Genomic DNA, 16,745 nt, shown 5'->3' with positions numbered 1-16,745 from the left:
CGCAGTTCGGGACTTTCACCCTAGAGATTGCACCCATGCCGAGCGCACGTGAAAGACGAATCCAAAATGGATTCGTCTTCATCATAAAACTATTGTTTTAATTGTGCAAGACGAGCGCGAACCGCTTCACGTTTTTCGAGATAATCTTGTTCTTTTTTCCGTTCCTCTTCCACTACGTGCGCTGGCGCTTTCGCTAAAAATCCTTCATTACTTAGTTTCTTTTGCACACGTTCCACTTCTTGATCGAGTTTTTGCAACTCTTTCTCTAGTCGTTTCACTTCTTCTTCAATATTAATTAAACCTTCGAGCGGCAGGCTTAACTCCGCCCCTGTCACAACAGCTGTCATCGCTTTTTCAACAGTTGGAATCGTCGTGCCGATGACAAGTTCACTCGGATTGCAGAAGCGCTCGATATATGAGCGGTTTTTCTCAAGCGTACGTGCTACTTGTTCATCTTTTGCTTTCACATACAGCGTAATCGGCTTACTTAACGGTGTATTGACTTCAGTGCGAATGTTGCGCACGGCACGAATAATATCGACAAGCAAACGCATTTGTTCAGCTGCTTCGCGATTGCTTAGTTCATGGCGAACTTGTGGCCAAGGCGCAACGGTAATGGACTCACCTTCGTGTGGAAGCTGTTGCCAAATTTCTTCTGTGACAAACGGCATAAACGGATGAAGAAGGCGCATCGTCTGGTCAAGCACATAAGCTAAAACGGAACGCGTCGTTTTCTTCGCTTGCTCATCGTCGCTATATAACGGTAATTTCGCCATTTCAATATACCAGTCGCATAAATCGTCCCAAATGAAGTTATATAAGACGCGACCAACTTCACCAAACTCATATTTATCTGCAAGTTTCGTAACAGTCTCAATCGTTTCATTTAAACGCGTTAAAATCCAATGATCGGCCACCGATTTTTCGCCGTGTAAATCGATGTCATCATACGTGAATCCTTCCATATTCATGAGCGCAAAACGGGACGCATTCCAAATTTTATTTACGAAATTCCACGTCGCTTCAACTTTTTCGGTGCTAAAGCGCAAGTCTTGACCTGGAGCGCTTCCTGTTGCTAGGAAATAGCGAAGCGAGTCCGCACCGTACTGGTCGATAACATCCATCGGGTCGACGCCGTTGCCGAGCGATTTGCTCATTTTTCGTCCTTGTGCATCGCGCACTAATCCGTGAATAAGCACATCTTTAAATGGGCGCTTCCCTGTAAATTCAAGCGCTTGGAAAATCATGCGCGACACCCAGAAGAAAATAATGTCATACCCTGTCACAAGCACATCTGTCGGATAATAGCGGTTGTAATCTGCCGCTGTTTCATCTGGCCACCCCATCGTTGAAAACGGCCAAAGCGCAGAGCTAAACCACGTATCTAATACGTCCGGATCTTGTTCCCAATTTTCGATGTCTGCCGGTGGTTCATGATCAACATACACTTCGCCCGTTTCTTTATGATACCATGCTGGAATGCGATGACCCCACCAAAGTTGGCGAGAAATGCACCAGTCGCGAATATTTTCCATCCAGTGTAAGTACGTTTTTTCAAACCGCTCTGGGACGAAGTTTACTTTTCCTTCTGTCTTTTGCAATTCAATTGCAGCTTCAGCAAGCGGCTTCATTTTCACAAACCATTGCGTCGATAAATATGGCTCTACCACCGCCCCGCTGCGCTCGCTATGACCGACTGCATGCATATGTTCTTCAATTTTAAATAGCACACCTTGTTGTTGTAAATCTTTCACAATTTGTTTGCGGCATTCGAAGCGATCGAGCCCTTTATATTGAAGCGCATTGTCATTCATCGTACCGTCTTCGTTCATCACAAGAATGCGAGGTAAGTTGTGACGATTTCCGATTTCAAAGTCGTTCGGATCGTGTGCTGGCGTAATTTTTACCGCTCCTGAACCGAACGACATATCGACATATTCATCGCCGATAATCGGAATTTCACGACCAACAATCGGTAAAATGACTGTTTTTCCGATGAGATGTTTGTAACGTTCATCTTCTGGATGAACCGCAACAGCTGTATCACCAAGCATCGTTTCTGGACGCGTCGTCGCCACTTCAATATAGCCAGAGCCGTCAGCAAGCGGATAGCGCATATGATATAGCGCACCTTGTACATCTTTATATACGACTTCAATGTCCGACAATGCTGTTTTTGTCACTGGATCCCAGTTGATGATGTACTCACCACGATAAATCAGTCCTTTTTTATAGAGCGAAACGAACACTTCACGCACCGCTTTAGATAGTCCTTCATCAAGCGTAAAGCGCTCTCGCGTGTAATCGAGTCCGAGCCCAAGCTTTGCCCACTGGGAGCGAATATGCCCGGCATACTCTTCTTTCCATTTCCACGTTTCTTCAACGAACTTTTCACGCCCTAAGTCGTAGCGCGTCTTTCCTTCATTGCGCAACTTTTCTTCGACTTTCGCTTGCGTAGCAATCCCCGCATGATCCATGCCTGGAAGCCATAACACATCGTATCCTTGCATGCGTTTCATGCGTGTAATAATGTCTTGTAGCGTCGTATCCCATGCATGTCCTAAATGAAGTTTCCCTGTCACGTTCGGCGGTGGAATAACGATTGTAAATGGCTTTTTCGTTTCATCACTTGTTGCTTCAAAAAACTTTCCTTCTAGCCACCATGCATAACGATTCGCTTCTACAGCACGATGATCATATTTTGGCGGTAACATACAAATCCCTCCTTCAATCAAATAAAAAACTCCTTTCATCCGAAAAGGACGAAAGGAGACTCTTTCGCGGTACCACCTTTTTTCTTAAGCAATGCTTAAGCACTCAAATCGATAACGGCGATGCACCGGCTTCTTCTACTTCCGTTCGAAGAAGCAGCTCCAGGGCGACCTTCCGACGACCACAAACCTAGGAAATCTCGCAGCTATTGATTTCCCTCTCTGCAAGGCGGGTTGCGCCGTACTCTTCCCCATCTTCGCTTTTTTCTATTCATACATAATACTATATAAAAATTATACGAATCGTCAATAAGGTTTGCCACATTTTCACTTCTTTATACATATGATAAAAAAGAAAAGCTCCGACATACGGAGCGAAATGGAAAAGGATGTGAGCATATGCGTAAACGTTACAACCCGTACGCCTGGCCACCGTGGCTAAGAAAACTTCGCTTCATTGCTGAGCAATGTATCATCCCGATCACCGTTGTTCAAGCCATTCGAACGATTTTATTTCCAACAACAATTGACGTCATTTTACTCGCTTTATTCATTCTTCTTTCCTTCGCTTTACATTACGATTGGATTTGATGTTGTTGCTTTTCTTCTTCCCATTTTCCGATGACATATTCAATATTTTTCATTTGCCAATATGCCCGTTGCCAAGCAGCTGTCAGTTGCCGATCGTGTCGATGTTGTTCATAGCGATGAATAAGTTGAACGAATACGTGCGGATCGGCAAGAAAATGAAAAAATAATAACCGTTCATCTTCTTCAAGTGCCAATGTTTGTTCATATTGTGCCAGCCACTGTACCGCTTCATCACACGTCAACGGATACGTATACAAATATTGGCGAAAAAATAAGAGTAAATCATGAAATGGTGGAGCCCATCGCGCCCGTTCAAAACTAATAAAATACGATGTGCCGTCATCCCGTTCGACATAGTGTTGGAACGACGGACGACCATGAATATAACAAATGCGCACCGTCTTTTTTTCTTTCATTCGCTCGCGCCACTCGTTTAACGTATGTTTAGAAAACGAGATGGCACGCATGACGTCGAGAAAATGGGTGCAACATTGTAGCTGAAATGGGGACATATACCACTGTTTTTCACATTGTTCAATATGATGAGTTAATGTTTGTTTTGCTTTTTCAAGTGAGTTTTTTCGTTCCTCATAATAAGATTCGATTTCCGCCTCAGTCGTTTGTACTTCTTTTAATGAATGTTTATGCCATCGCGCTAAATCGTGAAAAAAAGAGGATGACGGATGTTCTTTTTGTTTTAGCCAAGGCATCATATAATACCATTGATTATCTCGTTTTTTCGCTTCATAAATAGGGACGGCAAGCGGAATGCGTAAGCGATAAGCTTGCTCAATCGCCTGCCAATGAGCAAATGAATCGATACGTTTAATCGCGTATGTTCCATTTGTCGTTTCCCATTTTTGTACGCTCGCTTGTTTCATCACTATGCCGCCCTTTTATACTTTACTTGGCGTTGGAATGTATAGTAACTGACCTTCATGTACATCTGCGCCACTTTCAAGGTGATTTGTACGCAACAACTGTTGAACAGATACGTCGTATCGCTCGGCAATCTTGTCCAACGAATCGCCTTGTTGGACGATGCAAATTTTCAAACGAGCAAACGCCTGTTCTTCATTTTTACCAAATAGTTTTGTTAAATATAACGCATTTTCATTTCGCTTTTCGTTCGTCTCCCTCCCTTTTAGTTCAAGTTGAAAAGACGTTTCTTCTCGCTTGCTCCCCTGTTCTTTTTCATATTCCTTTTGAGTATCAACCTGTTCTTCTTCATGCTCTCCTTGAACATCAATCCATTCTTCTTTATGCTCGTCATCATCAGCTGACTGTTCTTCATGAAGCATATAAAATGTCGGTACATTGACGATTGTTTCTTGTTCTTCTTTTTCTTCTTCATATACTTCTTGACGGGCAACAGCTTCAAACGGTTCAAAGTCGTCTACGTTGTACTCATCCCACTCTTCTTCGTCTTCTCGATCATCATCCATTTGAATACCGTGAATGGCCACTTCAGCAATAAGACGTAATTCGTTTTTCCGTAAGTCATAATCGAATGATTCGATCAGCACATACACTTGTTCAAGATCATCGACTCGCTCTTTTGGAACAGTCACGTCAATCGGAAATTGGTGTAAAAATTCACCCGTTTCCTCATCATGCATACGCACTTGTTCAATATATCGCCCGAGTTCAAATGTTTCAACATCTTCTCCATCTTCTTCATGTTTTGTATATTCTCCGGATAGTTCTAGCACACCACGAATATACACATAATCTTCTTGTTCCTCGATTGTAATTGTCGGTTGTAGCGAAATCGATAATAGTTGATCGACGTGATGTTCACGTCGAAACGCAATCGCTTCTTCAATTGAAAAACGCAACATGCTCATCTCTCCTTCAACGTCCAAGTCATTTCACATTACTATGGTTATGAGAAGAAAAAAAGAAGTATGCATAAAAAAAAGCGATGCCCTAGAGGCAATCGCTCATTTTCGCAAACGCACGCCGCGCTGCTTCAATTGTTTTTTCAATATCTTCGTCCGTATGCGCAGTGGACAAAAACATGCCTTCAAACTGCGATGGCGGCAAGAAAATGCCTTCATTCGCCATTTCTTGATAATAACGAGCAAATAAGTCTAAATCGGACGTTTTCGCCGTTTCGTAATTCGTAACACGTTCATTCGTAAAGAATATGCCGATCATCGAGCCAGCCTGGTTAATCGTATGTGGAATATCATACGCTTTTGCTGCTTCGCTTAACCCTTCTGCTAGACGGTTTGCTTTTTTCTGAAACTCCTCATACGTTTCTGGCGTCAGTTGTCGGAGCGTTTCATAGCCAGCTGTCATCGCCATCGGGTTTCCTGATAACGTACCAGCCTGATAAATTGGCCCGCTTGGCGCAATTTTCTCCATAATATCCGCACGTCCACCGTATGCGCCAACTGGTAAGCCACCGCCAATGACTTTTCCAAGGCACGTCAAGTCTGGTTTGACACCGTAATAACCTTGACCGCTATAATAGTCGACGCGGAAGCCAGTCATCACTTCATCAAAAATAAGAAGTGCACCGTACTCGTTCGTTACATCGCGCAACCCTTGCAAGAAACCTTGTTCTGGCGGAACGACGCCCATATTTCCAGCAACAGGTTCCACAATGACTGCCGCAATATCTTCCCCAAACTTTTCAAACGCATAACGCACGCTTTGTAAATCGTTGTATGGTACAGTAATCGTATGTTGAGCGACCGTTTCCGGCACTCCGGGGCTATCCGGCAAACCGAGCGTCGCTACACCTGAACCCGCTTTAATTAAAAGCGAATCGCCATGTCCGTGATAGCATCCTTCAAATTTGACGATTTTATTTCGGCCTGTGTAGCCACGCGCTAAACGAAGAGCACTCATCGTCGCCTCCGTTCCTGAGCTAACCATGCGAATGATTTCAATGGACGGCATGCGCTCCATCACAAGTTTAGCGAGTTCATTTTCGATTAACGTTGGAGCCCCAAAACTTGTGCCCGTTTCTGCTACACGCTTTAACGCTTCCACAACTTGATCGTTCGCATGTCCTAAAATAAGCGGACCCCATGATAGCACGTAATCAATATATTCATTGCCGTCAACGTCGTAAATTTTTGAACCTTTTCCGCGCGCCATAAAAATTGGATCCATTTTTACCGCCCGAAATGCGCGCACTGGGCTGTTTACACCGCCAGGCATGAGCTTTACCGCTTCAGCATACGCCGCTTTTGAACGTTCATAGCTACGCATTATTTTTCCTCCTTTAACCAGCGAGCAACATCTTTAGCAAAGTACGTTAAGATGACATCCGCCCCTGCTCGCTTCATACTCGTTAACATTTCGAGTACAACCGCTTTTTCATCAATCCATCCGTTTTTGGCCGCTGCTTTGACCATCGCATATTCCCCGCTCACGTTATAAGCAACAATCGGCAAATGGAAATGATTTTTTAAATCACGAATAATATCTAAGTACGATAGTGCCGGTTTCACCATTAAAAAGTCGGCCCCTTGTTCTACATCTGCTTGCGCCTCACGAAACGCTTCTAATCGGTTGGCAGGATCCATTTGATACGTTTTACGGTCGCCAAATTGCGGCGCGCTATGTGCTGCATCGCGGAACGGCCCGTAAAATGCCGAAGCATATTTCACCGCATACGACATAATTGGCACGTATGTAAAGCCTGCTTCGTCTAATGCATGACGAATAGCTGCGACGAAGCCGTCCATCATATTCGATGGCGCGATGATGTCCGCTCCAGCTTTTGCTTGGCTCACTGCTGTTTTTGCTAACAATTCAAGCGTATCGTCATTGACAATTGTCCCGTTTTCTACAATTCCACAATGTCCGTGGCTCGTATAATGGCATAAGCACGTATCTGCAATAACAACAAGCTCAGGAAACGCACTCTTGATCGCACGAATAGCACGTTGAACGACGCCATGTTCACAATACGCTTGCGAAGCAACCTCGTTTTTTTCGTTCGGCACACCGAATACGATAACGGAGCACACGCCTAATTCAACCGCTTCTCGAACGTCCTCAAGCGCATAGTCGAGCGACTGTTGATACACACCAGGCATCGAAGGTACTTCATTTTTCACCTTTTCCCCTTCGATGACAAAAATCGGATAAATGAAATCTTCTACATGAAGATGCGTTTCACGTACCATCGCACGCAAATTCGCTGTTTGACGTAGACGACGATGTCGCGCAAATTGCATAGTTACTCACCTCTTGTTTGAAAATATTGATAAAGCTCTTGTACCATAGCATCAATTGTGTATGTATGAGGACAAACGTGAACAGGAATACCTAAATCAAGCGCCGTTTGTTTCGTAATCGGACCGATACAGGCAATCGTGACAAAAGACAAATCGACGTTTTTTTTTGCGATCGCTCGTTCAAAACTGCGCACCGTCGACGAGCTTGTAAACGTGATGACATCGATGAGGCGCTGTTGAAGAAGAGCAACGACTTGCGACTTCGCTTCTTCATTTATCGTCGTTTCGTACACAATCCAATCTGTCACGTCCGCGATGTTATTCAATTGCTCGCGAAGGGTGTCGCGCGCTAAGTTTCCTTTCACAAGCAAGATGCGCGCATGCGTTGAAAGGAGAGGGGTCAACGACTCAGCTAAGCTCTCTGCGACAAATTCGTTTGGAACGAGATCGACAACGATGTTTCGCTTTTGTAACGCTTTCGCTGTTTTTTCCCCTACCGCTGCCACTTTCGGCCACGTTGGTGGGTTTATTTCCCCAATTAGCTCGAAAAAATATTTTACCCCGTTTTGGCTTGTAAATACGATCCAATCATACGTATGCCACTCATTTACTAGCGCGTCATCCAATTGTTTTGCCCGCTCAATGCGAATAAGCGGCAGTTCAATTGGAATGGCGCCGTACCGCTCCAACGTTTGCGATAACGCTTTCGCTTGCGCCTTTTCGCGTGTTACAAGCACCCGCTTCCCCTTCAACATTTACTCCAGCTCCTTTAGTACACGCGCAATTAACTGTTTTGCTCCGCGGTCGATTAACCGTTGTGCCGCTTCCACTCCTATTTTTTCTGGATCCGTTCCTCGCACGACTTCTTTTAGCACTTCTGTTCCGTTCGGTGTCGCAACAAGCGCTGTAAGTACGATATCATCTCGATCAACATATGCATATCCGGCCACAGGCACTTGGCATCCACCCTCAATGCGCTGTAAAAAGGCTCGCTCTGCCCGAACAGCACGTTCCGTTTGTTTATCAGTCAGTTGGTTTAACCAATACAATAGCTCTTCATCATCTTCCCGACATTCAATCGCCAACGCACCTTGTCCAACCGCTGGAACGCATACGTCAGTCGGCAAATATTGTGTAATCACTTCTTTTGCCCATCCCATGCGATGCAACCCAGCAGCAGCCAATATAATGGCGTCGTACGCATCCGTTTTTAGCTTGTTTAAGCGCGTATCGATGTTGCCGCGAATCCATTGAATGTTTAAATCTGGGCGAACAGCTAGTAGCTGCGCCGAACGCCGTAAACTGCTCGTTCCAACAATTGCTCCACTTGGCAGCTGCTCAAACGGAATATGTTTTTTAGAAATAAGTACGTCGCGATGATCTTCACGTTTCGGTACACACCCGATCGTTAACCCTTCTGGCAACATAGCGGGCATATCTTTCATACTATGGACAGCAAAATCAATTTCGCCATCGAGCATCGCTTGTTCAATTTCTTTCACGAATAACCCTTTGCCACCAACTTTCGATAACGTCACATGTAAAATTTGATCGCCTTTTGTGACAATTTCTTTCACTTGAAATTCAAACGGCGCACCGAGTTGCTTTAGCTGCTCAATGACCCAGTTCGTCTGAGTTAACGCTAACTTGCTTCGGCGCGAACCAACAATAACTTTTCTCATCATGCCTTCCTCCAACAATCGCTAAAAATGAAATTGCGATAACGTGCCAAACAAAAAGAAATTAATAAGCAAAATAAGAAATGAACCGATGTTCCAATACGCCATTTCTTTTCCTTGCATTCCTCTGACCGCTCTTCTATACAAATAAAAACTATACGTTGCAAATACAGTAAACGATCCGAGCACTTTGGCATCGTATAAAACGAAATGATCTACTTTCATATATGCCCAAACAATACCTAAAATTAAACTTAATAATAACACCGGTACGCCGACACCGTTTAGCACGTATGCAAGGTCATCTAACTTCGCTAAATCGCCGAGCCGCCACAATCGCTTGCCCCACTTTTTTCGCTTCAATAATTCATATTGAAGCAAATATAAAAGGGAAAACATAAACGAAAGCGAAAACGCCCCGTACGATAAAATAGCCATCGTAATATGAATGAACAACAGCTCTGACATGAGCTGCTCGGCAATGCCGACAGTATACGGCGTCGGCGCGAACGTATGCAATGAAAGAATAAAAAACGCTAACACGTTTGTGAAAAAGACGAGGAAATCGACGCGCAGCCAACCGTTAATGGCAAGCGACAACGTAATGAGCAGCCACGCGTAAAACGACAGCCCCTCCGCAAGCGTTAAAACAGGAAAGCGCCCTGTCTCCAACATTCTGAAGAAAAAGAAACATGTTTGCATCCCCCAAACAATAGAAAGCAACCCGAAAGCGATGCGGTTTGCTTTCCGGTTGTGATGAAGAAAATCGATAAAATAAAACAAAACGGACGATGCATGTAAAAGAAGCGAGAGTTCATACCATCTCGTCATTTCAAACATACGAACTCTTCCTTACGGTTGAAAAGATGGTTCAGTTGTCCGCCCGTGAACACAGCTTATCTCTTTTTGTTGCTGCTTCACTTGTTGTTCAATGTTAAAAATTTTCATGAACAGTTGAAGCGCTTCTTCCGCATTGTCCTCTGCAGCTAACTCTTTTGCGCGTAAAATCGGATCGCGCAACAATTGATTGACGATGCTTTTCGTATGTTTGTTTAACACCTTCCTATCTCGTTCAGATAAATGCGGCAACTTTCGCTCTAAGCTTTTCATCGTCTCCTCTTGAATAAGCATCGCCTTTTCACGCAAAGCAGAAATAATCGGAACGACGCCGAGCATATGCAACCATTGTTGGAACTCATCCATCTCTTCAGCAATCATGCGCTCAATTTGCTCTGCCGCTTTTTTTCGTTCCGCTAAGTTCGCTTCAACGATATCTTGCAAGTCATCGATGTCGTACAAGAAGACGCTATCTAGCTCCGCAAGCGCAGGATCTAAATCGCGCGGAACAGCAATATCAATCATAAAAAACGGACGACCTTTGCGCATTTTTTCAATGACTGCCATCGTCTCTTTTGTAATGACGTATTGTTTTGCACCAGTTGAACTAATTAAAATATCCGCTTCTAATAATGCGCATTGTAGTTGCGATAGCGGCTTCGCATCACCGTTAAAACGTTCAGCAAGCTGCTGTGCTTTTTCAAACGTCCGGTTTACCACCGTCACGCGCTTGACGCCGCTTCCGTACAAGTTTTGCAACGCCAATTCTCCCATTTTTCCCGCTCCTAAAACGAGCACATGTTTATTTTTTAAATCGCCAAAAATTTTTTTCGCCAGCTCAACAGCTGCATAACTTACTGACACAGCATGAGCACCGATTTCTGTTTCGGCATGGGCGCGTTTAGCAAGCGTAATCACTTGTTTAAATAGCTGTTTAAACACCGTGCCTATTGTGTTTTCTTGTTGCGCTAAAAGGAAACTTGTACGCACTTGCCCAAGAATTTGCGTTTCACCTAAAATCATCGAATCGAGACCGCAAGCAACGCGGAACAAGTGTTCAATCGCTTCACGCTCTTCATAAATACGCAAATACGGAACGATTTGCTCTTTATCAAGGCCAAACCAATCTGCTAAAAATGTTTTTATATAATAACGCCCTGTGTTTAATTGATCAACAACCGCATAAATTTCTGTGCGGTTACATGTCGATACGATGACGTTTTCTAACATGCTCTTTTGCTTTTGTAGCGCTTTCATCGCTTCAGCAAGCTCGGCTTGATTAAACGTCAGCTTTTCACGAATTTCGACAGGGGCTGTGCGATAGTTCACGCTGACAACGACGACATACATTTCCCATCACCCCGAAGTTTAAAGTCATCTCATTCCATTATAGCACGTCTATTTTGTTTTTTCTTTAGTAAAGTGTGAATACAATTTGACAACTTTCGGTCTTTCTTAAATGACGTTCATTTAGTAAACTAATGAACAGATGCTGTTTCAAGTGTCGCACGGAATTGGGGGATTTGCAATGAAAAAACGTGGTATTTTTTCCGGCATCATTTTAATTGGATTCGGCCTATACTTTTTGCTTGAACGATTTTCGCTTTTTTCATCTTTCCATACGTGGCCAACGTTGTTGCTTATCATCGGGATTGCCTTTTTAGGGCAAGCGTATATCGGAAAAGACTATCACGCCATTTTATCTGGCGTTGTATTCACAGGAACTGGCGTTCATTTTCATCTCGCTTCCCGCCTTTCATCGTGGCCAGATGATATTAGCTCATTGACGTTCATCGTGGCGATTGGACTTTTCATGCAATACGTGAAAACAAAACAAGCGCTACTTCCGACGATTTTACTGTTTGCCCTTTCGGTTATTTTTTTATTTTCCCAACCGCTTCAACAAGCATTTACATCTGTGACGTTCGATTCGCTCATTCACATTTGGCCGTTCGCGTTCATTTTGCTTGGATTGTACTTATTGTTCGTGAAAAAAGGATAACTATGCAAAAAATGTGGGCAATTTACCCACATTTTTTGTTTACATCCATTTTTGTAACGCTCCCCATGCTTCATCTTTTCCCTGACCCGTTTCCGCCGAAAAAATGATAAGCTCATCATCTCCGATGAGGCGCAATGTTTCTTTTGCTATTTTCGCATGTTGTTGCCATTTGCCGCGCGGAATTTTATCTGCTTTCGTCGCGATCACGAGCGTCGGAATGTCGTAATGCTTTAAAAACTCATACATCATGACGTCGTCTTTTGTTGGAGGATGACGTAAATCAACAATAAGCAACGCCGCTTTTAGTTGTTCGCGCGTCGTAAAATACGTTTCAATCATTTTCCCCCATGCTTCGCGCTCTGATTTTGACACTTTCGCGAATCCATATCCCGGCACGTCAACAAAATAAAAAACGTCGTTAATGCGGTAAAAATTTAACGTTTGTGTTTTCCCTGGCTTCGATGACGTGCGGGCAAAATTTTTCCGGTTAATCATTTTGTTAATAAAAGAAGATTTGCCGACATTCGAGCGCCCAGCAAGCGCAAACTCGGGGAGTTGACCTGCTGGGTATTGTTCTTGCTTGACGGCGCTAATCACCATTTCTACGTTTGTAATTTTCATTGACCTTCACCTACCAAAGCATGTTCAAGCACATCATCAATATGTGAAACGAGAACAAACTGCATTTGTTTTTTTACAACTTCAGGGATGTCTTCTAAATCTTTTTCATTTTCTTTCGGCAAAATGACTTTCTTTAACCCTGCGCGATGGGCGCTTAATACTTTCTCCTTTACCCCGCCAATCGCAAGCACACGACCGCGCAATGTGATTTCACCAGTCATACCGACAAAACGGCTCACTCGTTTTCCTGTCAACGCCGAAATGAGCGCCGTCGCTATCGTAATTCCTGCCGAAGGCCCGTCCTTTGGTACCGCCCCTTCTGGCACGTGAATGTGAATATCTAACTTTTCATGAAACTCTGGATCGATTCCGAATTCTTTCGCCTTCGAGCGAATGTATGTGAACGCTGCTTGGGCAGATTCTTTCATGACGTCACCTAGTTGACCCGTCAGCGTCAGCTTTCCTTTGCCAGGAGCAACCGATACTTCAACCGCTAACGTATCTCCACCAGCCGCTGTATACGCCAACCCTGTCGCCACGCCGACTTGATCTTCACTTTCAGCTTGTCCGTAATGATATTTCGGCTTTCCTAACCATTCACTAACGTTTTTTTCTGTTATGACAACGCGCTTTCGTCCCTCAGATACGATTGTTTTTGCAGCTTTGCGACAAATGGAAGCAAGCTGGCGTTCTAAATTCCGCACACCTGCTTCGCGCGTATAATAGCGAATGACTTGCATGAGCGCTTCATCCCGCATATGAAGCATACGCTTTTGTAAACCGTGCGCTTCCATTTGTTTTGGTAATAAATGTTCTTTTGCGATATGAAGCTTTTCAATTTCCGTATAGCTCGGAATTGTAATGACTTCCATTCGATCCAGCAGCGGACGAGGGATCGTTGCGAGCGTATTCGCTGTCGCAATAAACATCACTTTCGATAAGTCATACGGCTCTTCAATATAATGGTCGCTAAATGAATGATTTTGTTCCGGGTCCAATACTTCGAGTAACGCTGCAGACGGATCACCGCGAAAATCGTTCGACATTTTATCAATTTCATCAAGTAAAAATACAGGGTTAATCGTTCCAGCTTTTTTCATCCCTTGAATAATACGACCTGGCAAAGCACCGACGTACGTACGGCGATGGCCGCGAATTTCCGACTCGTCACGCACACCACCAAGCGAAATGCGGACGAAACGTCGATTTAACGTTTTCGCGATTGAACGAGCAAGCGATGTTTTTCCAACCCCCGGCGGTCCCACTAAGCAAAGAATCGGTCCTCGTAACGAATGCGTCAATTGTTGGACAGCTAAATATTCCAACACGCGCTCTTTTACCGTTTCGAGCCCGTAATGTTCTTCGTTTAAAATGCTTTCAGCGCGATGAATATCGTGAATATCTTCTGTTTGTTTCGTCCATGGTAACGCAAGCAACCAATCTAAATAGTTGCGAATAACCCCGCTTTCTGCGGAGGCAGCTGGCACTTTTTCATAACGCTCAAGTTCTTTTAGTGCGGTTGCCTTTACGTGTTCCGGCATACCTGCTTGCTCAATTTTCTCGCGCAGCGATTCAATTTCGCCAGCTTTGCCTTCTTTTTCGCCGAGCTCTTTTTGAATGGCCTTCATTTGCTCGCGTAAATAATATTCTTTTTGTGTCCGCTCCATTGATTGTTTTACGCGTTGACTAATTCGCTTTTCTAAATGCAAAATCTCTTTTTCGTTATGAAGAATTTGAATGATTTGATGAACGCGTTCTTTCACACCAACTGCTTCAAGCAACCGTTGCTTTTCTTCAAGTTTTAGCGGCAAATGAGAGGCGATAATATCCGCCATTCGCCCCGCTTGTTGAATATCCATGACAGACGTATAAATATCGGCAGACAATTTTTTAGAAAGCTTTATGTATTGCTCAAAATACTCAAGCATTGTGCGACGCAATGCTTCAAGTTCCATATCGTCTTTTTCGTTGTCGGTAAACTGCTCCATTTGCACGACATAGCAAGGATCTTCGCTTACCCACTTTACTACTTTTCCACGCGCTATGCCTTCAACGAGCACACGAAATGTCCCGTTTGGCAGCTTCAATAATTGCTTCACCTTTGCAACTGTACCCATATCATATAAATCTTCAAGTTCTGGATCGTCAATTTGTACATCTTTTTGCGACGTTAACAACACGAGATTTTCCTCGACCATCGCTTTTTCTAATGCCTGCACGGATTTTTCTCGCCCAACATCTAAATGCAATACTGTCGTCGGAAACACAAGTAATCCTCTTAACGGCAAGAGTGGAATCACTTTATTTTTCTTTCTCGCCACAACCCGCACCTCCATCATACTTCTATTGCCCTATTGTATAGTACATTATAGAGTTTGTAAAATCTTTCATCGTAAAAAATCGACTTCAACGCTCCGTTGAAGCCGATTGCTTTCACATGAGTTCTGTTTTCGGCACATGGTGACGCATCGGAACAGAACGAACGTGTTCGCGAAATAAAAAGGAAAGAACATCACCGATATGGTCAACTGGAACGATTTCAATTTCTGTCACTTGTCTTAAAATAGACTGCATATTGCTACGTGGAATGATGACTGTTTTCGCTCCAGCTTGTTTGGCCGCTTTTACTTTCGGGAAAATACCACCAACTGGTTTGACGTTGCCGTGTACACCAATTTCTCCCGTCATCGCGACCGTCGGGTCAATCGGTAAACGATAAATAGCTGAATAAATGCCTATCGCCATCGCTACACCAGCAGAAGGACCGTCAATTGGAACACCGCCTGGGAAATTCACATGAATATCATATTGGTCAGCAGGAACGCCGAACGTGCGTAAAACGGTAATCACATTTTCAATAGAGCCGCGCGCCATGCTTTTTCGCCGAATAGATTTTCCTTGCCCGCCGATTTGCTCTTCTTCCACAATGCCTGTCATATTGATCGTTCCTTTTTCTTTTGCTGGCAATACGGCAACTTCAATTTCTAATAACGCCCCGCTATTTGGACCGTGAACTGCTAGTCCGTTCACTAATCCAATTTTCGCTTCTGTCCCTACCTTTTTTTCATAACGTGGTGATAATTGACTCGATTGAATGACCCATTCAATGTCTTGACGTAAAATTTTAGACCGTTTCTCTGAAATGACAATACCTGCGGCAATTTGCAACGTGTTGACTGCTTCCCTTCCGTTGCGCGCGTACATCGCTAGCTCATTTACCGCTTGTTCTTCAATTGGAAGATTCACTTTTTCTGCTGCCTTTTTCACAATTTGGGCAACTTCTTCTTGTTCTAAATCTCTAAAAAATACTTCCATACAACGTGAGCGAATAGCTGGCGGTATTTCATTTGGCGTGCGCGTCGTAGCGCCGACGAGCCGGAAATCAGCCGGTAATCCGTTTTGAAAAATATCATGAATGTGATTTGGAATGTTCGGATTTTCCTCACTGTAATACGCGCTTTCAAAAAATACTTTGCGATCTTCTAACACTTTCAACAGCTTGTTCATTTGAATGGGATGCAATTCACCAATTTCATCAATGAATAGTATACCACCGTGGGCGTTTGTCACCGCCCCTTGCTTCGGTTGCGGAATACCTGCTTGTCCCATCGCCCCCGCTCCTTGATAAATCGGATCGTGTACAGAACCGATGAGCGGATCAGCAATGCCCCGTTCATCGAAACGTGCTGTCGTTGCATCCAATTCAATAAATACAGCATCCTTTCGAAACGGAGATAACGGATTTTTTTTTGCTTCTTCTAATACGAGACGAGCCGCTGCTGTTTTTCCAACGCCAGGCGGCCCATAAATAATGACATGTTGTGGATTCGGTCCACATAACGCAGCTTTTAACGCTTTTATCCCATCTTCTTGACCGACAATATCGTCAAACGTTTTTGGACGCACTTTTTCAGCAAGCGGCTCCGTTAATGAAATGGAACGCATTTTCCGAAGTTGCTCCATCTCTTTTCTCGCTTCTTTATCGATCGAAATTTTTTGTGTTCGTTGGCTTTTTAATAAATTTAAAAAGTATAGGCCGATCACGATCCCGAAAAACAACTGAATCATTAATGCGATATTCGTCCAATTCATGCTCGTTCCTCCT

Annotated in this window: 14 protein-coding genes and 1 other annotated feature; of the genes, 2 read left to right on the top strand and 12 right to left on the bottom strand. The window is 43.9% G+C overall.

Annotated elements, in window-relative coordinates; translation table 11 throughout:
• Nucleotides 1-89: 89 nt before the first annotated feature.
• Nucleotides 90-2,714, bottom strand: coding sequence for a valine--tRNA ligase (locus tag V7Z64_RS05890; protein ID WP_297988365.1), 2,625 nt, complete (start codon nt 2,712-2,714; stop codon nt 90-92).
• A 41-nt stretch (nt 2,715-2,755) separates the two neighbouring features.
• Nucleotides 2,756-2,978, bottom strand: a binding site (T-box leader).
• A gap of 132 nt (nt 2,979-3,110) precedes the next feature.
• Between V7Z64_RS05890 and V7Z64_RS05885 the strand changes: the two genes are divergently transcribed.
• Nucleotides 3,111-3,302: a hypothetical protein gene (locus tag V7Z64_RS05885; RefSeq protein WP_297988363.1), complete on the top strand. Its 192-nt coding sequence runs from the start codon at nt 3,111-3,113 to the stop codon at nt 3,300-3,302.
• On the opposite strand, the gene V7Z64_RS05880 is transcribed toward V7Z64_RS05885, so the two are convergent.
• From V7Z64_RS05880 to hemA, 8 genes are all read right to left on the bottom strand, one after another.
• A complete protein-coding gene (locus tag V7Z64_RS05880; RefSeq protein WP_297988361.1) occupies nt 3,287-4,183 on the bottom strand; it encodes an aminoglycoside phosphotransferase in 897 nt (298 codons plus the stop codon). The genes V7Z64_RS05885 and V7Z64_RS05880 overlap by 16 nt on opposite strands.
• A 15-nt stretch (nt 4,184-4,198) precedes the next feature.
• On the bottom strand, nt 4,199-5,143 hold the full coding sequence (locus tag V7Z64_RS05875) for a LysM peptidoglycan-binding domain-containing protein (protein WP_297988358.1): 945 nt from the start codon (nt 5,141-5,143) through the stop codon (nt 4,199-4,201).
• An 88-nt stretch (nt 5,144-5,231) separates the two neighbouring features.
• Nucleotides 5,232-6,527 carry a glutamate-1-semialdehyde 2,1-aminomutase gene (gene hemL / locus V7Z64_RS05870; protein WP_297988356.1) on the bottom strand — a complete coding sequence of 432 codons (1,296 nt, stop codon included), beginning with the start codon at nt 6,525-6,527 and terminating at the stop codon, nt 5,232-5,234.
• The gene (hemB, locus tag V7Z64_RS05865) at nt 6,527-7,501 is read right to left on the bottom strand and encodes a porphobilinogen synthase (protein ID WP_297988353.1); all 975 of its coding nucleotides are present in this window, start codon (nt 7,499-7,501) and stop codon (nt 6,527-6,529) included. Before hemB ends, hemL begins: the two co-directional genes overlap by 1 nt.
• A gap of 2 nt (nt 7,502-7,503) precedes the next feature.
• On the bottom strand, nt 7,504-8,256 hold the full coding sequence (locus tag V7Z64_RS05860) for a uroporphyrinogen-III synthase (RefSeq protein WP_297988350.1): 753 nt from the start codon (nt 8,254-8,256) through the stop codon (nt 7,504-7,506).
• A complete protein-coding gene (hemC, locus tag V7Z64_RS05855; protein ID WP_297988348.1) occupies nt 8,257-9,183 on the bottom strand; it encodes a hydroxymethylbilane synthase in 927 nt (308 codons plus the stop codon).
• 21 nt (nt 9,184-9,204) lie between these two features.
• Entirely contained in the window at nt 9,205-10,020 is an 816-nt protein-coding gene (locus V7Z64_RS05850; RefSeq protein ID WP_297988346.1) for a cytochrome C assembly family protein, read from the bottom strand.
• Nucleotides 10,021-10,032: 12 nt separating this feature from the next.
• The gene (hemA, locus tag V7Z64_RS05845; RefSeq protein WP_297988344.1) at nt 10,033-11,367 is read right to left on the bottom strand and encodes a glutamyl-tRNA reductase; all 1,335 of its coding nucleotides are present in this window, start codon (nt 11,365-11,367) and stop codon (nt 10,033-10,035) included.
• 178 nt (nt 11,368-11,545) lie between these two features.
• On the opposite strand from hemA, the gene V7Z64_RS05840 reads away from it, so the two are divergent.
• Nucleotides 11,546-12,019: a LiaI-LiaF-like domain-containing protein gene (locus tag V7Z64_RS05840; RefSeq protein WP_297988342.1), complete on the top strand. Its 474-nt coding sequence runs from the start codon at nt 11,546-11,548 to the stop codon at nt 12,017-12,019.
• 39 nt (nt 12,020-12,058) lie between these two features.
• On the opposite strand, the gene yihA is transcribed toward V7Z64_RS05840, so the two are convergent.
• From yihA to lonB, 3 genes are all read right to left on the bottom strand, one after another.
• Nucleotides 12,059-12,640, bottom strand: a complete 582-nt coding sequence (gene yihA / locus V7Z64_RS05835; protein ID WP_297988339.1) for a ribosome biogenesis GTP-binding protein YihA/YsxC — start codon at nt 12,638-12,640, stop codon at nt 12,059-12,061.
• Complete coding sequence (gene lon / locus V7Z64_RS05830; protein WP_297988368.1) at nt 12,637-14,976, bottom strand: endopeptidase La; 2,340 nt, start codon at nt 14,974-14,976, stop codon at nt 12,637-12,639. Before lon ends, yihA begins: the two co-directional genes overlap by 4 nt.
• A gap of 97 nt (nt 14,977-15,073) precedes the next feature.
• Nucleotides 15,074-16,732, bottom strand: coding sequence for an ATP-dependent protease LonB (lonB, locus tag V7Z64_RS05825; RefSeq protein WP_297988336.1), 1,659 nt, complete (start codon nt 16,730-16,732; stop codon nt 15,074-15,076).
• Between the last annotated feature and the right edge of the window lie 13 nt (nt 16,733-16,745).

This window comes from Anoxybacillus sp. (assembly GCF_036834105.1).
Taxonomy (GTDB): domain Bacteria; phylum Bacillota; class Bacilli; order Bacillales; family Anoxybacillaceae; genus Anoxybacillus.
Note: the sequence above shows the minus strand (reverse complement) of the source record. Positions and strands in the feature narration are given on the sequence as shown.